Origin of the sequence: Chryseobacterium sp. BIGb0232 (genome assembly GCF_024810195.1) — a bacterium.
GTDB classification, from domain to species: domain Bacteria; phylum Bacteroidota; class Bacteroidia; order Flavobacteriales; family Weeksellaceae; genus Chryseobacterium; species Chryseobacterium pennae.
Map to the genome: position 1 here is coordinate 696,774 of NZ_JANUEH010000002.1, position 20,424 is coordinate 717,197.

At 38.8% G+C, this 20,424-nt stretch carries 15 protein-coding genes; all 15 read left to right on the top strand.

Annotated features, from left to right (window positions below):
- Positions 1–383: 383 nt before the first annotated feature.
- The 15 genes from M2372_RS09165 (at position 384) to M2372_RS09235 (ending at position 20,106) form a co-directional block, all read left to right on the top strand.
- Entirely contained in the window at positions 384–1,739 is a 1,356-nt protein-coding gene (locus tag M2372_RS09165) for a sigma-54 dependent transcriptional regulator (protein ID WP_123320002.1), read from the top strand.
- Positions 1,740–1,754: 15 nt separating this feature from the next.
- Positions 1,755–2,900, top strand: a complete 1,146-nt coding sequence (locus tag M2372_RS09170) for an FIST signal transduction protein (protein WP_123320003.1) — start codon at positions 1,755–1,757, stop codon at positions 2,898–2,900.
- Positions 2,901–2,902: 2 nt separating this feature from the next.
- Entirely contained in the window at positions 2,903–5,161 is a 2,259-nt protein-coding gene (locus M2372_RS09175; protein ID WP_123320004.1) for a PAS domain-containing hybrid sensor histidine kinase/response regulator, read from the top strand.
- Between the two features lie 119 nt (positions 5,162–5,280).
- The gene (locus M2372_RS09180; RefSeq protein WP_123320005.1) at positions 5,281–5,721 is read left to right on the top strand and encodes a response regulator; all 441 of its coding nucleotides are present in this window, start codon (positions 5,281–5,283) and stop codon (positions 5,719–5,721) included.
- 5 nt (positions 5,722–5,726) lie between these two features.
- Complete coding sequence (locus M2372_RS09185; RefSeq protein WP_123320006.1) at positions 5,727–6,458, top strand: polysaccharide biosynthesis/export family protein; 732 nt, start codon at positions 5,727–5,729, stop codon at positions 6,456–6,458.
- Positions 6,459–6,471: 13 nt separating this feature from the next.
- A complete protein-coding gene (locus M2372_RS09190; protein ID WP_123320007.1) occupies positions 6,472–8,619 on the top strand; it encodes a Wzz/FepE/Etk N-terminal domain-containing protein in 2,148 nt (715 codons plus the stop codon).
- Positions 8,616–9,842 (top strand): lipopolysaccharide biosynthesis protein, encoded by a 1,227-nt coding sequence (locus M2372_RS09195; RefSeq protein WP_123320008.1) that lies wholly within the window; start codon positions 8,616–8,618, stop codon positions 9,840–9,842. Before M2372_RS09190 ends, M2372_RS09195 begins: the two co-directional genes overlap by 4 nt.
- Complete coding sequence (locus M2372_RS09200) at positions 9,833–10,945, top strand: glycosyltransferase family 4 protein (RefSeq protein WP_123320009.1); 1,113 nt, start codon at positions 9,833–9,835, stop codon at positions 10,943–10,945. The genes M2372_RS09195 and M2372_RS09200 overlap by 10 nt, the downstream gene beginning before the upstream one ends.
- A gap of 4 nt (positions 10,946–10,949) precedes the next feature.
- Entirely contained in the window at positions 10,950–12,239 is a 1,290-nt protein-coding gene (locus M2372_RS09205; RefSeq protein WP_123320010.1) for an O-antigen ligase, read from the top strand.
- Between the two features lie 134 nt (positions 12,240–12,373).
- A complete protein-coding gene (locus M2372_RS09210; RefSeq protein ID WP_123320011.1) occupies positions 12,374–14,683 on the top strand; it encodes a hypothetical protein in 2,310 nt (769 codons plus the stop codon).
- Positions 14,680–15,420 (top strand): DapH/DapD/GlmU-related protein, encoded by a 741-nt coding sequence (locus M2372_RS09215; RefSeq protein WP_123320012.1) that lies wholly within the window; start codon positions 14,680–14,682, stop codon positions 15,418–15,420. Before M2372_RS09210 ends, M2372_RS09215 begins: the two co-directional genes overlap by 4 nt.
- Positions 15,368–16,600 carry a glycosyltransferase family 4 protein gene (locus M2372_RS09220; RefSeq protein ID WP_123320013.1) on the top strand — a complete coding sequence of 411 codons (1,233 nt, stop codon included), beginning with the start codon at positions 15,368–15,370 and terminating at the stop codon, positions 16,598–16,600. Before M2372_RS09215 ends, M2372_RS09220 begins: the two co-directional genes overlap by 53 nt.
- Before the next feature lies 1 nt (position 16,601).
- Positions 16,602–17,678: a glycosyltransferase family 4 protein gene (locus M2372_RS09225; protein ID WP_123320014.1), complete on the top strand. Its 1,077-nt coding sequence runs from the start codon at positions 16,602–16,604 to the stop codon at positions 17,676–17,678.
- 128 nt (positions 17,679–17,806) lie between these two features.
- A complete protein-coding gene (locus tag M2372_RS09230; RefSeq protein ID WP_228455735.1) occupies positions 17,807–19,027 on the top strand; it encodes a DUF1972 domain-containing protein in 1,221 nt (406 codons plus the stop codon).
- Positions 19,028–19,038: 11 nt separating this feature from the next.
- A complete protein-coding gene (locus M2372_RS09235; RefSeq protein WP_123320016.1) occupies positions 19,039–20,106 on the top strand; it encodes a glycosyltransferase family 4 protein in 1,068 nt (355 codons plus the stop codon).
- Positions 20,107–20,424: the final 318 nt, after the last annotated feature.

Genomic DNA, 20,424 nt, shown 5'->3' on the forward strand with positions numbered 1-20,424 from the left:
TCGAAATTTCGGATGGTTTTTTAGATCACCACGGGTAGGATGACCGAATTTGTCCGGGGAGCAATATCCCAAATGGATGTACAGTGACAATAACAATATTGCAGTAACCAGGTTCTTTAGTGCAAAGATAATCTTCCATTTTTTAATCATTTGCATTTTTGACAGACAAGGTGTCCTGTACGTAAAAATTCTATTTCTTTCCTGGAAAGGGCACTTAATGACCAAAGATACGGTAGTATGTTGATTTAATGAATTATGCACCAAAAGCCTATTAAATTTAAAAACATTCTAAAATAAAACATTATTGATACTTAATCAAATAAAATATATCATTATATGAAGAAAAACCACTATTTTTAAGAATATATTTTTAACACACCACAATGACCAAAATATTCTTAGTAGATGATGATGTCTTTTTCGGGGAAATGTTAAAATACCATCTTCAGCTCAACCCTGATTATGAAGTATTGTTATTTTCTACCGCCAAAGAATCTCTGGCACAGCTCTACAAAAATCCGGATATTATCTGCATCGATTTTGGGTTGCCGGATATTCAGGGCGATGAACTGTTCAGGCAGATCAAAAGCGCATACCCGGAGTTGCCGATCATTGTGATCAGCGGCCAGGAGAATATCTCTGTTGCCATCGATTTTCTTAAGCAGGGCGCAAAGGACTATATCGTAAAGAATGAGCATACCAAAGAATTACTATGGAACGCTATCGTCAGGCTCAATGAAAATATCACACTGAAACAGGAAGTGGAAGAGCTGAAAGGTGAGCTTGAAAAAAAATACAGCTTTGAGAAAACCATCATCGGGCAGAGCGAATCTATTAAGACTATTTTCTCTAAGATCAATAAAGCCCTGAGATCCAATATCAATGTCTCCATTACAGGAGAGACCGGTACGGGAAAAGAGGTCGTTGCAAAAGCCATTCATTATAATTCTCCCAGAAAGAATAAACCTTTTGTAGCGGTGAATATGGCAGCGATTCCAAAAGAACTGGTGGAAAGCGAATTTTTCGGTCACGAAAAAGGAGCATTTACAGGAGCTGCAGAAAAGTCCGTAGGGAAATTCGAACAGGCGAACGGCGGAACCCTCTTCCTGGATGAAATCGCAGAACTGGACCTCAATCTTCAAAGTAAACTGCTCCGCGCTTTGCAGGAGAGAGAAATTACGCGTGTGGGCGGAAGTCAGAAGATAAAACTGGATGTAAGGCTCATCATCGCCACCCATAAAAATCTGGCCAATGAGGTTAAAAAAGGACATTTCCGGGAAGATCTCTATTATCGGGTGGTCGGTCTTCCTATAGAGTTGCCTGCACTACGGGAAAGGGATCAGGATACTTTGATCCTTGCCAAACATTTTATAGACCTGTTCGCAAAAGAAAACAGGATAAAACCTCTTACTATATCTTCTGATGCCAAAAAAAAACTTCTCAAATACAGCTTTCCCGGTAATGTGAGAGAGCTTAAGTCCGTTATTGATCTAGCCTGTGTACTGGCAGAAGAAAATGAGATCACCGCAGAAGATATCAGTTTTTACAGCCTCGAGAAGGAATCCGAGGTCTTTCTTGATCAGCAGAAAACACTTAAGGAATACACGACAGAAATTATTCTTCATTTTCTTAAGAAAAATAACAATGATGTCATTAAAACCGCAAAGATTCTCGATATAGGCAAATCAACGATCTATAACCTGATGAACAATGCTGAAAGCAAAAAAATAAAAAACTAAAAACAAATAATAACTATGAAGGTCGCCAAATTACTTTTTTCGGACGGAGCGTGGATCTCTGAAAGAAATGATGAAAACCTGGACTATCATAAGGCTCAGTTGATCCTTGGATATGGTGTCAGGGCCATTATTGAGAAGAGTGACTTCTTTTTGCTTTTAAAGAAGAAATTCCCCAATGCCGATATTGCGCTGTCCTCTTCTTCCGGAGAGATATTTTCGGATGAAGTACATGACAACACGGTCGCATTGACGGTCATTGAATTTTCAAGATCACACATCAAAAGTACACAGATCGATATTGAAGATTTCCAAAACAGTTTTGAGGCAGGAAGCGCACTAATGCAAACCCTGGACAAAGAAAACCTGAAATGGGTCTTTGTCCTCTCTGACGGAAGCAAGGTCAATGGAAGTCAGCTCGTAGAAGGAATCAACAAGATGCGTCCACCCCATGTACTGGTTTCAGGTGGATTGGCAGGAGACGGAGACCGGTTTGAGAAAACATCCGTAGGCCTCAACCAGACGCCGGAGCCCAATAAAATAGTGGCCATTGGCTTTTACGGTGACCATCTGGAACTGTCTCACTCTTCCTGCGGAGGATGGGAAAGTTTTGGATTGGAAAGAACCGTTACCAAATCGTCCAATAATATCCTTTATGAGATAGACCATAAAAATGCATTGGACCTCTACAAAAAATACCTTGGAAAATATGCCGAAGAATTGCCTGGCTCTGCCCTGCTCTTCCCTTTGTCAATGAGGTCTTCCGAAGATGAAACTCATGTGGTGAGAACGATCCTGTCCATCAATGAGAAAAACAATATGATGATCTTCGCCGGTGATCTTCCTGAAGGGGCCAAAGTAAGATTTATGAAGGCCAATATGGATCGATTGACCGATGCTGCCAGTGCTGCCGCCAAACAATGTCTTAAAATGAGCCCAAATTACAGCCCAAAAATGGCTGTTATCATCAGTTGTGTGGGAAGAAAACTGGTTTTGGGCGAACGTATCAGCGAGGAGGTGGAGATGGTTAGGGACATATTTGGTCCGCAGACCGTGATCTCCGGTTTCTATTCCTATGGAGAAATCTCTCCGTTGAAACCGTTTGATGACTGTGCGCTTCACAACCAGACCATTACCATTACTACATTAAATGAAACAGAATAATTATGGAGCCCGAGTTTCACAATCTGCTCAACAGACAGATCAACAAACATCTTACAGAAGAGTGTAAGTCCCATCCGCAATTCAAAAATTTCATTCGTGCGGTCAATCAGTCTTATAAATCTTTTGAAAGGGATAAAGAACTGATGGATCATGCCTTCAAACAAAGCGAAGTGGAATACCAGGAACTCTATCAGGATCTTAAAAATGAGAACGAGCTGAAGCAGGAATCGATCTCTAACCTCTATAAATCACTGAAAATTCTGGATACTACGATTGAAGCAAAAAAATCAGACGATCTTAAGGAACTGTCCCTATACCTTTCCGAACTTTTGAAAGACAGAAAAAAAATAGAGGACCACATCAAAAGACAAGAGGAAAAGTACAGGAATATTATTGCCAATATGAATCTGGGACTGCTGGAAGTAGACAATAACGAGACCATCCGCTATGCCAATCAGAGCTTTTGTAATGTATCCGGCTACGATGCAGATGAGTTGATCGGTAAGAATCCTACGCTTCTATTTTTACAGGGTGACCACAATATTGCATTTGTGAAGGAGCAAATCCAATTGCGCAAAAAAGGCGTTTCAAGTGTATACCAGATGCCTGTAAAAAACAAGAGAGGCGAAATAAGATGGTGGGCGATCAGCGGTGCACCAAATTATGATGACAACGGCAATCAGCTCGGTTCCATAGGGATCCATCTCGATATCACAGACCAGAAAAAGCTGGAGGAGGACCTGATGCTGGAAAAGGCCAATGCACTGGAAGCTTCCAAGGCAAAAGAGGTTTTCCTGGCCAATATGAGCCACGAGATCAGAACACCGCTGAATGCAATTCTAGGTTTTTTACGGGAGCTGAAAAGACTTGAGCTTACCGACACTCAGAAACAGTTTGTCGAAAACAGCTTCAATGCCTCGGAGCATCTACTTTCGATCATCAATAACATTTTGGATATCTCCAAAATAGAATCCGGTGAAATGACCCTGGACAACCACAGCTTCTCTCTATCAGAGAGTGTTCAGAAAGTGATCACGATCTTAGATCCTAAAGCTAAGCAGAAAAAGCTCAAACTAGAGGCGCAATTCCCTGAAGACCTTTGTCCTGAACTGAAGGGAGACTCTTTGAAGATCGAGCAGATCCTATTCAATATTGTTGGTAATTCACTGAAGTTTACGGATAAAGGACAAATAAGCATAACGTGCAAAGTGCTCAAGGATTTTAAAAATTACCAGCATATCTCTATCTGTATTAAGGACACAGGGATCGGAATGACTGAAGATTATATAAAAGATATTTTTAAAAAATTCAACCAGGAAGACAGCTCGGTCTCAAGAAAATATGGAGGTACCGGTCTTGGTATGGCAATTACCAAACAGCTGATCGGCCTCATGAAAGGAGAAATACAGATCAGAAGCGAAAAAAATGTAGGAACAGAAATTACCATTTTCTTAAATCTGGATAAAGGTAAAGAAAGCAATCAGTCAAAAAGTATCCAGCAGCCAGAAAATATCTCCATAAAAGGAATCAACGTTCTATTGGTAGAAGACAATGAGCTTAACCAGCTGGTTGCGGAGCGATCGCTGAACTACTTCGGATGCCAGGTTTCCAAAGCTGACAACGGAAGGATGGCATTGGAAATCCTCTCGAAGCAGGAATTTGACATTATTCTGATGGATATTCAGATGCCGGAGCTGGATGGAATAGAGACCACTAAGATCCTGAGGAATGAACTGGGAAGTACAACTCCTATCATTGCCCTCACCGCAAATGCTTTTAAAACTGAAATCGACAACTGCATCTCGGCAGGAATGAACGCTTATGTCACCAAACCATTCAATGAAGAAGATCTTCGCCAGATCATCTACAAATACACCAGAAGCGAAAAAACAACCAACACCCATCTATCCGAAATGAGCGAAATAGTATATGATCTTAAAAATATTCAGGCTCTAAGCCGGGGAGACGATGATTTCGTCAAAAAAATGATCTCCATTTTCATCGTCCAAACCGAAGAAACGATTGCCTTGATCGACCAGGCGTTTAATCATAAAGACTATGCGGAGATCGCAAGGCTCGTCCACAAAATTAAGCCGGGCATACAAGGTGTCGGAATTCATTCTTTAGACGAAAGCGTGAAAAGACTTGAGATCGATGCGAAGGAAATGACAGAAGAGCTTCCCGTCCTTTACCATAGTTTTATAGATATAAGGAAAACTTTGGAAACGGCTATTGAGCAAATGAAACGGGAATTGTACTGAAGAATTTCCAAAATACGGAATTAGTCTATAATTTGGAAAATTGGCTCAATTTAAAATATTGAAAATCAATTATTTAATTAAAGGCATACTAATAGAGATATTGTTTCCAAATAAATAAAATGGAAACAAATACTCAAAATTTAAAATTCTTTATTGTAGACGACGATCGATTTTGTGCAACGGTATATGAGCAATATCTGAGAAATCAACATTACGAAGATATCACAACGTTCGCCAATGGGGAAGACTGCCTCGATGCACTTCATCAAAAACCTGACATTATTTTTCTGGATCACAATATGGAAGAACTGAACGGCTTTGAAGTGTTGAAAAAAATAAAGCGATATGATCCCAATATCTATGTAATTATGGTTTCTGCGCAGGAAAATATAGATACCGCAGTGAATGCACTCAAGTACGGTGCCTTCGACTATCTTGTAAAAGATGCTGATGTCTGCGAGAAAATGACGAAGACTATAGAGAAAATACTGAAGATCAAGGAAGAAATGTCACAGAATAAGCTGAAAAACTTCCGAAAATTCTTTTCAATTTTATTTTAAATGTTATGTTAAAAAAACTCATCCTATCATCCTTTTTTCTGCTTCTTCTGGTTTCCTGTAAGACGTATAATATCTTGGAAGAAGAGCAGGTTTCCCGTAATATGCAGGATTTCAGCTACGATCCCCATTATGAATACAGAATCAGGAAAGATGATAAGATCACACTTTCCGTGTGGGGGCAGGATGATCTGAGTGTAGGCTCGGTGTATGGGATCTATAACTCCAACGAAGTCTATGGAAAATGGCTTTTGGTAGACAAGTCCGGCAATATAGAAATTCCACGATTGGGAACAACACCTGTCATCGGAAAATCGGTTCCGGAATTAAAGGATGAGATCAAGACAAAACTGAAAAAATGGCTTGTCAACCCGATTGTGGATGTAAAGGTCCTCAATAAAGAAATCGCTGTGATGGGCGAAGTAAGAAATCCTGCCGTGATCCAGGTCGACAAAGATCAGAATACTCTTCTAGAGCTGGTTTCGAAAGCAGGGGGATTTGAGATGTATGCCAATCTGAAATCGGTTAAAATCCTGAGGCAGGAAGGTGAAAATGTAAGAGTTACCAATATTGATCTTACCAAAATGAAAGATGTTCCCAACCAGAATATTGTTCTTCACCCTGGAGATTATGTCATTGTACCCTCTAAGAAAAGTAAAGATTTTGATAAGAGGATCTCTACCATTATTCCTTTTACCACAGTGGTATCTGCCGCTGCGATTGTAATAGGATTATTATAAAAAAAACAGTAAAATGAACAGTGAAAATGTAAGGTTCCTGAAACCACTTCTTAGAGGTTTTCCCATCGTTATAATAACAATGGTACTCGCTGTATTGGCAGCCAGGAAATACCTGAACTACGTAACGCCAATGTATGAAAGCACAGCCAAACTGAAACTTGCAGATACACAGGAAGGGGTTCCCAGCGCCAATCTTTTTAAGGATTTTGACGTGTTTGCCTCTGCCAACAAGATCAGTACGGAGATCGAAGTGTTGAAATCCACTTCGCTCATCGAAAAAACCTTGCAGAAGCTGCCTTTTTCAACAGAGATTTACCGAAAAGGAAAAGTCCGCTCTGTAGAATTGTTTGAGAACTCCCCTATAAAGGTGGAAGGAACATTTACAGATGATAAAATAGACGATAGAAAATTTGGGGTTAACATCTACTCAGATCACTCCTTTACGATCACTGCTTCCGGCTCAGCAAAAGAAATAAAAGGGACTCTAGGAACACCGGTAGACATCCATGGCGGAAAAATACTGATCTCCAAAAACGAAGACTATCTCAAATCAAGACCTGCTGCCAAAATTATCGATCAGTATGAAGTGGAATTCCTGAGCAGGGAACAACTGCTGGATAAAATAAACAAAAACCTTGATATCGTTTCAGTGGATAAGGACGTTCCCGTCATCAGGATCAATTATAAAAGCAATGTGCCGGAAAAAGCAAGCCTTTTGGTAAACACCCTCGCAGAAACCTATATCCAGGATTATATTGAAAATAAATACCGGGCTGCCAACACAACGGTCGATTTCCTGAAAGATGAGATAGGACAGGCCAATAGCAAGCTTTCAAACGCAGAAAACCAAATCGAAAATTACCGGAACAAGGAAAACATCATTAACATTCCCCAGGAAACCGAAACTGATCTCAGAAAAATTTCACAGCTGAAGATCCAGAAAAGCAATCTCAAGATGAATCTTGATGCGATCAAAAACCTCAACAGCTATATTGCCGAAGGAAAAGACAATTACCTCGATCTGGCAACCAATTTCGAAGCGTTCAACGATCTCCTGTCCACAGAGATGGTGAAAAATATGAAGCAGCTGCAGGCAGAAAAGAAAGAACTTCTGCTGACCTATACCCCTGAACACGAAAAGGTAAAGATCATCGACGCCAAATTAAAAGATCTTACCGATTACCAAACCGAAAGTATAAGGAACACGCAAAGGAACCTACAGATAAAATACAATGATATCGACCGCGATATTCAAGTGGCGGAACAAGCCTTCATCGGGCTTCCCGAAAAAGAGAAACTCCTCAATATCATGAATCGCGAGTTTAATCTCTACGAAAAAAACTACAACTTCCTGAATGAGAAAAGGATTGATGCAGAGATCGCAAAGTCGGCAAAAATTTCTTTCCATAAAATCATTACAAGAGGCGAGCTTCCTAGCAAACCTGTGTCACCAATGCGTTCCATCATCATTATCGTCGCCGCAATTATGAGTATGATCGCTTCCATCGTTTTGATCTACGCCGTGCATTTTGCAAAAGCCAAAGTCAATGATGTCTATACCATTGAAAAGAACAGTGCGATTCCGGTGGCCTTTACCACGCCCTTTATCAAAAAGAAAGAAAAAATAATGCATCATTTCCTTGAAAATATCCTGGAAATGGAGCTCAAAGGTATCATCAAAGATAAAAACATCATTTGCATTACGTCTAATGACCGGGCAAAAGAACACCGCTTTCATTCAAAAAATATGATTGATGCATTACAGGCACAATCCAGAAAAGTCCTATTGGTAGATATTGCAGGAAATTTGGAAAAGTCGGTTGCCAACCAATACATCAACCTGTCAGCGGAAGAAAACCTAAAACTTACCACCCGGGAAGTACAGTCCCTGATCAAGGGAAAAATGGCAGAAAATGACATCTGCATCATCAATAACCAAGCAATAAGACAGGGAAAACTCCCTTTGCTTTTCCTGAAGCTGGCTGATCAGAATCTTTTTCTGCTCGACAGCAGAGAAACCCCTGCCAAAAGCATTATGAACGTAGAACTTCTTAAAGACGAATATCAATTGACGAATCTTTGGTTCGTCTTAAATAAAGAAAATTATAACCCAAGTTTGATAACCACAGTCAAAAGTCTCATAAACAAATTCAGATCGTGAAAAAACTGAAAGAAATATTGCATACACCGTCTTCTCTGGTTTTTACAGACCAGCTGATCTTCAGCGGGAGCAATTTTCTGCTCACTTTTCTGCTGGCAAGAAAACTGAGTATCCCGGATTTCGGGTTATTCTCTACCCTTCTTTTGGTCACCTATCTTTTGGTGGGGATTTTCAATGCCCTAATCGTTCAGCCTTTTCAGATCTCTGCGGCGAAAGGATTTAGCAAAAGGTCTTTAGGATTCGTTTTTCAGACCTCGTTAGCTTTGATTTTTATTTTCGCTTTATTGATGTGTGCTGCAAAATTTCTTCCGATTTTTTCAATCGATTTTTTTAAAGCTAATTTACCGGCCATTATCATCTTTGTTTCTGCGTATTTATTTCAGGATTTCCTTAGAAAAATATTGCTTGCCACTGATATGGTAAAACTTGTGGTGCTTATCGACAGTTTATTCCTTCTGGTTTTTCCGCTGATTATATTTCAGACCAACTTCACTTTAGGAAAAAGCTTATTAATTGTGGGAATTATCAACATCATCTCCTCCATTCCCGGAATTTTCTTTTGTCTTAGAAAAGCAGAATTCAGTTTAAGAAACAAAGATCTTTTGCAGTATCATTTTAAAGAGGGAAAATGGCTGCTCAGTGCCTCGATCGTACAGTGGTCTTCAAGTAATTTCTTTACACTTGTAGCTGGAATTTATTTGGGAATCAATGCCTTGGGAGCGTTGCGTTTGGTACAATCGTTCTTTGGTGTCATCAATGTGATTTTACAGACGGTAGAAAATTATTATCTTCCTAAAACCGCACAACTCTACTATCAAAATAAAAAAGAGGAAAAGAAAACCCTGCTCTTTCAATTATCTAAGGGAATGATGGTTGTAGGCATTCTTATCACATTTTTTTTCATTTTTTCCGAACCTTTGATCATGTTGCTGGGCGGCTCTAAATATCAGGATTACGGATTTGTGATCAAACTGGTTGCCGTGCTGTACTTTGTGATCCTGTACAGCTACCCCACACGGATTTCCATCAGGGTTCTGGAACAGAACAAAGCATTCTTTACCGGCTACTGCATTTCATTTGTCTTCTCGCTGTTAAGTTTTCATTTCCTGCTGAAGTACGGCGAACTTTACGGTGCCGTTGGCGGTCTGATGATCAATCAGATCCTTATGATTGTGTACTGGAAGATTCTTCTTAACAAAAAACAGATTTCGGTATGGGCGTAATTCATGTGGTCTTAGGCAAAGCCAACCCGGAAAAAATGAACGGCGTCAACAAGGTCGTTTATAATATGGCAAGCAAACAGGCAGAAAACAACCTTGATGTGGAAGTTTGGGGAATTTCTGAAAATACAGAGGTCAATTATCCCGAAAGATCATTCACCACTAAAATCTTTAAACGTAAAAGAAATCCTTTTTCTATTCCGGAAGATTTAAAAAAAGAGATTTTGAAAAGTGATATGTCAAGTATTTTTCATCTTCACGGTGGCTGGATCCCGGTTTTTTCTTCTTTGGGAAGGTTTCTTCGCAAAAATAAAAGGGCCTATGTTGTGACACCGCATGGTGCGTACAATACGATAGCAATGGCCAAGAGCAGACTGAGAAAGAAGATCTATTTCCATCTTTTTGAAAAAGGATTCATCGACGCTGCATCAAAGATCCACTGTATCGGAGAAAGTGAAGTTGACGGATTACAGACCCTTTTTCCGAATAATAAAAGCGTTTTGATCCCTTACGGATTTGAAACGCTTAACGAAGATCATCAAGTTAATGCAGAAAAAAAAGAAATCATTTTTGGCTTTGTCGGCAGGCTCGATATTCATACAAAAGGTCTTGATCTTTTAGTGGAAAGCTTCTCTGGATTCAGTACAAGGCATCCCGATTCCAAATTTTGGATCATTGGTGACAGTGAGCAGAAAAGCGAACTTCAACGATTGATCAATGCCCACAAGGTCTCAGATAAAATCGAGCTTTTAGGAAGCAAGTTCGGAGAAGAAAAAAATAATCTGATCAAAAAAATGGATGTTTTTGTCCACCCTTCAAGAAACGAAGGTTTGCCCGTTTCTGTGATAGAAGCTTCCAATTTTGGTAAACCCTCAATCGTCACAAAAAATACAAACATCGGTTATCTCATTGAGAAGTACAATGCAGGCATCAATATTCCGTTTCCCGATGCGAAGCTTTTAGAAAGGGCTTTTGATGAGATCTATGACATCTGGAAAGATCAGGAGCAGTATAAAAAAATCTGTGACAATGCAGTGAAAATGGTGAAAGAAGCCTTTGACTGGAATACAATTCTTCAGCAAATGAATACCCAACTTTATACCTGACACAATGGAAACATTATCACTTCAACATCAAAAATTTCTCAAAAATCTGAATAACCAGATGTTCATCATCCTGTTGCTGATGGTGGCGTGCTTCTTTACCTGGAGCGAAAATGTGGCGATTACAAGAGGAATTAAAATCGTAGGAAGAATGGGCGTGATGATTTCCTCTATCATGATTTACCGCAAGATCATCAATTACGGAACTGTGAACTCTTTGGTTTACAAAAACATCTTTTCACCACTTTTATACATTGGATATCTCGTATTAGGCTTTCTATCTTTTTCTTGGAGTACCAATCCCGGTTTTAGTGCATTGCAGTGGTTTATGACCTTTCAGAGCTTTGTTTTTGCTTATTTTTTTGTTAAGAGTTTAAAGGTACTGGACATTTACTTTGAAGGACACAACATCCGGCTGTATCATCTTCTAGGAAATACGGTCTTCGTGCTTCAGCTTGTTTTTGTGATCGGGATGTGGGTGAACCCCGATGTTTTTTTCCGGCTTACAGACGGCGGTGAGGAAGCCCGGTTAGGCGGAACAATGATGAATCCCAATGAACTCGGAATGTTAGCGGGCGTGGGGTGTGCGTGCCTTATTTTCGATCTGTACCGTTTCAAAAACAAGGTCTGGACCATTGTAAAAATTCTGGTCATTATGTATGCTCTCTATATGACGGGGTCAAGATCATCTCTCATTGGCGTTTTACTGATCATCTTTTTCCATATCAATCAGACCAAGCAAAAGACATTGAAATTTGCCATCATTGGAGTGGTTTGTGCTGTAGCACCTTTCGCGGTGTATTCTGTAATTCTGAAAGGAGGCGATCAGGAAAGACTGGAAGAAGTAATGAGCCTCACCGGAAGGCTTCCTTTCTGGCAGGCTCTCATCACAGAAGGACTGCCCCGGGAACCGCTTTTAGGCTTCGGTTTTATGAGGATCGATTACAAGGAATTTTTCCAGAGTGCGCATACGTATCCCGGAAAGATGACGCACAACACCTTTATGCAGGTTCTGATGAATCTTGGATTTATTGGTTTTACGATCGTTCTGTTTCAGGTATTTTTCACCGTCAAATCAATATTATCTGAACAGAAAGAGCTCAAGCTGATGCTTATCGGAATTCTGATCCCTATCGTCATCAATTCTTTTACAGAATTCGGGATATTCGGGGAAAGCAATTACGGAATTATGTTTTATCAGATCATTATATTTTCGGTGGCATTCAGAAATAACCATCATCTTACAAGGCTTCAGAAAATAGTCCTGCGAAAGAAAAGACCGGAGCTTTTAATCTGACATCTTTCCAAATGACAATCTTTTTTCCATATTTTGGAATTAATTTAGATCAATCGATATGTTAAAATACTATAAATCAGTTTATTAAATTTATGGCAAATATTTTATACTGTTGTTGGTATAAAATCTTCGGTATGAAAACATTATTTAAAAATACAGGCTACAGATTGTTTACCCAACAACATGACGACAGAAAAAAAACGACGTTCTCTTACATCCTTAATCCCGACGGAAGCGTAAGGTGGTTCTGGAATTCTAAGTCGGGAAAGCCGCTGTTTTTGAAATTCTATAATGCGGCAACTCCGAAAGCTAAAATTTTTTCTTACGTTGTACAAATCGTTTTTGCACTCCGTCTTCAAAGATTGGTTTTTAAAAACGAAACCGTGTACTATACAGAATACGGAAAACCTATCTTTGATATCGCAGGTGATTGGGCGATATTCACCGGAACCGTAGGTCCCAACAACAAGGCTCTTCTTTTTGCTGACGGTTTCTTCTATAAAATCACAGAGACCGAAACGGCAAAACGATTGATTGAGAATGAATTTAAAAGTATAGAAATGATGAAGACTAATGACGACATCATTGTTCCAGCTACTTCTCTCGTTAATGAAAATGTCCTGAAACTATCTGATATCTCCATGAACGGGATCAGAACGAACGAGTTTACAGAATTTCATATTAGAGCTTTAAAAACATTTTCTCAAAAAACACAACAAAGCGTCAAAGTATCGGATTGGGACTATTTTCAGACACTGAAACGAGACTTTCTTGAGATCAATGATGATAGAATACCAAACAATCTGATCAGAAAAATCAAGGAGGTTCTAATACATAATGATGAAAACCAGACCGTAGAACTAACTTTTTCTCACGGTGATTTCACTTCCTGGAATTGCTATGTGACCAATGAAAAACTGGCTGTCTATGACTGGGAATTGTCTTCAGCAAAAAGGCCGAAAGCATTTGACTTTTTCCACTTTATCATTCAAAACGGCATTCTTATTCAGAAAAAATCATGGAAAGAAATTGAAGAGGAGATCGAAGAAAAAAACAAAATGGCATTCCGGCTGGAGGATAGGGAACTTAAAAAATATCTTCAGTTTTACCTTCTTACCAACACATTATCCTACCTTAAGGTCTATGCTGAGCAGAAAGAGTGGCACCTTCAGATCCACTGGCTTCTGCAAACCTGGTCTCAGGCCTTCAATCTTTTCGTAACGGACGTTAAAACAGAAAGACAATTGCTTATCATGGATATTTTTGACCATCTGTCACAAACTGAATATGCCACGCTGAAATTTCACAATGAAGCTCCCGAAGAACTGGAACCCAATTCAGATATTGATATGGTCCTACGTTCAAAGGAATCTGCAACATTGATCGATTTTGTACTGAAGCATAATCTAGTGAAGAAGGTTTCTGTCGTAAAAAGATCATTTATGAGATCGGTAAGGATTCTCACACTTCAAGATGAAATCCTGAATCTTGACCTGATCTCAAAGCTTAAATGGAAATATCTCCAGATGATGAATACCTGCAAAATACTGAAAAACAGACGTCAGGACAGTTTTGGGGTATTCCACGCTTCGGAGGGAGATACTGCTCGTTTTATTGATCTGTTCTACAATCTTAACGGTGCCGAAATTCCGGAAAAATACCAGTCAATGGTTTCAGACCTGTTGAAAGGTGAAAAAATAACAAACAGAACAACAGAAATAAAGGCTCTAAAAATGAAAGCGTACAACAAAGGTTTTAACAGGATGATAAATCTGGTCTCTTATGTGAAAGATTCTTTTTCAGCAAAAGGCTTTATCATTACGTTCAGTGGTGTGGACGGTGCCGGAAAATCCACTGTTATCTCTGAGATCTCCGAATTGATTGAAAAACGTTACCGCAGACCTGTAAAGGTGTTGAGACACAGACCTTCCCTGCTTCCCATTTTAAGTGTATGGACGAAAGGTAAGGAAAAGGCGCATCTGGATAGCATCAATTCCATGCCGAGACAGGGTAATAATAAAAATTCATTCTCTTCCCTTTTAAGATTCGCCTATTATTATACTGATTATATTTTCGGTCAGTTCATTATCTATCTGAAATATGTATTGAGAGGGAAAATAGTTTTGTACGACAGATACTATTTCGATTTCATCGCCGATGCAAAGCGAAGCAATATTCAGCTGCCCAAAGCAGTGACCGAATCGGGATACCATCTTTTGATGAAGCCGAAGTTTAATTTCTTCTTATACGCTGCTCCTGAGAAAATTCTCAGCAGGAAAAAGGAACTCTCCTATCAGTCAATCTGCGAACTGACCGCAGAATACAATCAATTGTTTTCTAAGCTGCAAAAGCAAAATAACAATGAAAAATATCTTGCCATAGAAAACAATGATCTAGACAGGACTTTGGGAACAATAATGAACACCATAATTACAGAAAAATGAAAACAATCGTTGAAAAAATAATAAAACTCAGAAATCCTGATTTCTCCTTGGATGAAGCTTTGAACTCGGGAGCACTTTTTCAACTGGTCTGGGTTCAGTTCTGGAGTTTTTTCAGAGGATTACAATTGATCTTTTACTTCAGAAACCCAAAAGGAATGCTCTTGGGAAAACGCGTAAGCTTCTTTAATACTTCAAAAATGAAATGGGGAAAATTTCTGAGATTGGGAAATGACGTGTATGTTTCTGCACTGGCAAAACACGGAATTGAGTTCGGAAATAACGTTTCGATCGGCGCCTTCAGCAGAATAATCGTTTCTACTTCTTTTAACAATATCGGAGAGAAAATTAAAATAGGAAATAATGTCGGGATCGGAGAATTTGCTTATCTCGGAGGATCCGGCGGACTGGAGATCGGTGACGAATGCATCGTTGGCCAATACCTTAGCTGCCATCCGGAAAATCACAATTATGAAGATCTCGACATTTCTATCAGACATCAGGGCGTTAACCGAAAAGGAATCAGAATAGGAAAAAACTGCTGGATCGGATCAAAGGTGACCATTCTTGATGGCGTAGAAATTGGTGACGGATGTATTTTGGCCGCCGGAAGCGTTATTACCAAATCTTTTCCTGACAACAGCATTATCGGAGGTGTTCCCGCAAAACTTCTAAAAACAAGAACCAATGATTACCAAACAGACGATTTTAGCAACCTGCTACGCCGTAAATCCGTATAAAGGCTCAGAAGACGCAATGGGATGGAATTTTGTCTATCAGATTGCAAGATTCCGGAACGTGATAGCCATTACCAGGGAAAACAACAGACCTCATATTGAAAAATTTATGTCGGAAAACCCTGATTCTGTTTATAAAAACATCCAGTTTCTTTATTTCGATCTTCCATACTGGATGCGCTTCTGGAAAAAAGGAAGCCGTGGTGCAATGCTCTACTACTATCTTTGGCAAAAAGGAATTATTTCTTTCATTAAAAAACAAAACCTCAATTTTGACATCGTTCACAATGTGAATTTCCATAACGATTGGACACCGAGTTTCTTGTGGGAGCTTAAAAAACCGATGGTTTGGGGCCCGGTTGGGCATCATCCATTGATCCCAGAACAATATTTGAAAGACTATTCTAAAAAATATTTGATCAAGGACCGTTTAACCTGGATAGTGAAAAACTTCTTTTGGAAATTTTCGCCTTCATTAAAGAAAACAGCTAAATATTCCAATCACATCTGGTGTATGAACAGCGGAGTCCCTGAAAAACTGAAGATCAACGAAAATCAATATTCAATTTATCCGTCGGTAGCTTCCGAAGATTTCTACGTTAAAAATGAAATTCTTCCCAAGTCGGATTTTACAGCCATCAGTGTCGGAAGATTTGTTCCGCTTAAAGGCTTTGATCTTACTATACGATCGTTTACAACCTTTTTCAACCAGCTCTCCGAAAAAGACAAATCAATTTGTAAATTGGTTCTTGTCGGAACAGGTGAACAGAAAAATTTTTACGAAGATTTGATCAAACAAAATAATATGCAGAACTACATCGAAATCATCGAATGGATAGACCGCCGCGAACTGATGAAATTGTACGACAGGTCTTCGGTTTTTCTTTTTCCGTCTCACGAAGGTGCAGGAATGGTCGTTCCGGAAGCACTTTCATTCGGACTTCCCGTTGTTTGCCTGAAAAATGAAGGACCTGGAGAATTTATCAATCACAAATGTGGCTTCACGGTACCTCAGCAGGAATATAGCGAAACCGTGAACGGGCTGAGTACTGCCCTGTTCAGATTATTTTCAGAAAAAAATCTGTTTAAAGAAATGAGCATCGGAGCTCGAAATCTCTATATGGAAAGATTTTCCTGGGAAAAAAGAGGTGAACATCTTAATCAAATCTATAACAAACTCTAAGATGAAAAGAATAGTTGCAGTACATCTTTTAAACGACTACAGCGGAAGCCCGAAAGTTCTGATGCAGCTCTTGAAGGCGTGGACAAAAAACGGTTTTGAAACCCACCTTTTTACTTCCGGTGGAAGAGAAGGCTTCTTATCTGGTATTAATGGGGTTAAAAATCATTTTTTTTGGTATATTTTTTCGCCCAACTCATTAGTCAGGATCTTCAATTTTTTCCTGAGCCAGTTTTTGCTGATGATAAAGCTTTTCTTTTTTCTGAAAAAAAGCGATATTGTTTATATTAATACTGTTTTACCCTTTGGTGCAGCCATTGCCGGAAAGCTAAAAGGATGCAAAATTATTTACCACATTCACGAAACGTCCGTAAAGCCAAGATTTTTTAAGAATTTTCTTTTTGGAGTCGCAAAAATGACGGCCTTTAAAATCGTTTTTGTTTCAGAATTTCTTTTGAAACAGGAATCGCTTATCCAAAATCAGGTTTTGCTATATAATGTTCTGGAAAGCAAATTTACAGAGCAAGCAGACCGATTCCAAAATCGGGAAAAATCAGAAAAAATTGTTTTGATGATCTGTTCGCTCAAGATATATAAAGGTGTAAACGAGTTTTTTACACTGGCTGAAAAGAATCCGCAGTACATCTTCAAACTGGTGGTAAACGCCTCTGAAAATGAGATCAAAAATTATTGCCAGGGAGAAGAACTATCTGACAATTTGCAAATCTATCCTACACAGACCGATACTCATCCTTTTTATCAGGAAGCCAGCATCATACTGAATCTTTCCCAGCCCGATCTCTGGGTGGAAACTTTCGGTCTCACGATTTTGGAAGGAATGCGTTATCGCCTGCCATCAATAGTTCCGCCGGTTGGTGGTGTCACTGAATTGATAGCAAACGGCAAGAACGGATTTCTGATCAATTCCAAAAATACGGACGAGCTATCCGAAAAGTTAAATTCCATTCTAGAGAATCCTAACGTTTACAGCGCTTTCAGCAATGCGTCTTATCAGAAGAGCCTTGAGTTTTCTGAAGACTATTTCGAAAAGGAAGCGGTAAAGATCGTTTCCAATTTATAAGTTATTTTTCCATATTCTGGAAATTGGCACAGTATCACAAAACAATTAAATAATTGATATTCAATATTTTAAATAAAATATTTTATTTTGGAATGTGAGTAGTAATAGGATATATAAATCCTTTAATTATGAAAACAAAAGTAGCGATCATCGGAACAGTAGGTCTACCAGCCAAATACGGAGGTTTTGAAACCTTGGCCGCACATCTTGTAGAAGAACTTTCCGATCAGTATGACTTCACCGTGTATTGTTCATCAAAAAAATACAGCAAAGAGGAAAGATCGGACGAATGGAACGGAGCAAAACTGAAGTATCTACCTTTAGAGGCCAATGGAATACAAAGCATTCCCTACGACACTTTATCTATTTTACACGCACTGTTTACAAGTGATGTTCTTTTGGTCTTGGGTGTGGCGGGAGCATGGCTTCTACCCTTTGTAAAATTATTGACCAATAAAAAGATAATCATTTCTATTGACGGTATCGAATGGAAAAGGGATAAATGGCCTTTAGCTGCAAAATTATATTTGTGGTGGGCAGAAAAACTGGCAGTAAGATTTTCCCATATTGATATTTCTGACAACGAATCTATTCAGGATTATACGTCATTGAGATATAAAACCATCAGCCGGGTGATAGAATACGGAGCCGATCATACGAAAGTGAATTTGGCTCCCTCTTTCCAGCATATTGAGTCATATCCGTTTTTAGCAGAGAAATACGCCGTTAAGGTTTGCAGGATAGAACCCGAAAACCACGTTCATACGATTTTAAAGGTATTCTCTGAGCTTCCCGACCGAAAACTGGTACTGGTGGGTAACTGGAACAACAGTCAGTACGGAAAAGATCTGAAAGCGCAATATTCAAAATTTGAAAATATCAATCTCCTGGATCCTATTTACAATCAGGAGACCATCGACCTGATCAGAGGAAATGCTTCACTATATATCCACGGACATTCTGCAGGCGGCACCAACCCGTCTCTGGTTGAAGCGATGTTCTTAGGCTTGCCCATTATCAGTAACGGTGTTTCGTACAACCGGACGACAACTGAGCACCAGGCTTTTTATTTCTCCAACGAAAAGGAATTGAAAAACATCATTGCTACATTAACCGATCAAGACCTTAAGAATTGTGCCGGTCAGATGAAAAAGATTGCAGAACGACGTTATACCTGGAAAAAAATCGCCAAAAAATACAGTAACCTTATCGAAGAAACATTTACTTCTAAACAGAAAACTAAGGTTTATCCGCTTATTTCAGAATTAGACAAAGATATTTTGGAAAAATATAATGTCGGTCATCTAAAAAACGTAAAACTCTTTAACGAATCTAATAAAATTGCTTAAAACCACTCGTTATGAAAAATTATATAGAATTATCAATATTCGGAATCCTTGCCTTCACTTTGGCAATGTGTGCGATTCCTTTAATGAGAATTGTTGCTCAAAAATTACATCTGGTAGATATTCCCAACACAAGGAAAGTTCATCAAACTGCCATTCCACTCATAGGAGGACCGGTCATCGGAATGATCGTTTTGCTATTGATGGGTATATCGGGATACAACATCTGGAAAGAGATTCTTCCGATTATTGTTGCCTCTTATGTGATGCTTTTTGTGGGAACCCTAGATGATAAAACAGATGTCAAAGCCAAATATAAACTGGCGATACAGCTCTGTGTAAGTACGATTATTGCTACATCAGGTATAAGAATCACTTCACTTTACGGTCTTTTCGGGATTTATGAGATCAACCTGTATATCCAGTATTTTCTGACCGTTTTGGTGATCACAGCAGCAGTGAATGCTTTCAATCTGATTGACGGGATCGATGGTCTGGCAGGAAGTGTTGCCGGAATTGGATTTGGACTGTTCTTGATCATTATGCTGATCGAAGGAAATTATGGATTGGCAAAGATTGGTTTGCTGTTTATCGGTAGTATTGCCGCTTTTCTAAAATATAACTTCGCCAAGAAAAATAAAATATTTCTGGGAAACTCCGGTTCACTGTTTTTGGGATATTTACTGATCTGCCTTGGAATTTACATGACCAAGTTCGACAGCACCTCTTCCCGTTTTCCCTATGGTATTTTCTTTATTCTGTTTGTATTTACAGTTCCCGTAATAGATTCTGCGAGAGTTTACACAGACCGCATTCTGAGAGGAAAATCACCTTTTAAAGCTGATAAATCCCACATACATCATCACCTTTTACAATTGGGACTGACGCATAAGAAAATTACCCTGACTTTCGTTTTGACCAATATTTTAACTTTTGTAGTTCAGTATTATTTTTTCGAAAATTACTCTATCTATACTTCGTTAATCTCGTTCTTTGCCTTCATTTTTATATTTAAATTCGTTAAAACAATGAATCTATTCATAACCTGGAAACAAAATATTAAAGAAATCGAAAATCTATGAAAAATAAGCCCATCTGATTATTTACGATCAAATATATTTCAAAAGTAAAGACAGTTGGAGCCAACTACGATCTAACCATATCTATTTAATTATTATATTTACAAAAAAATTTTATTGCGAAAAAATTTTACAACTATAAATGATTAAAAGTTAAAATCGAAATTACCAATTCTTATTTTATTTAAATTAATTTAAACATATTAAATCATTGATAAAAGTGTTTGTATGGAAGATCATCATTGTCACATAACAGGGCTACTTATTTCTATTAATTTTTCCAAATCTTCCACCAAATGTTTCGATATCTCTTCGGTTATG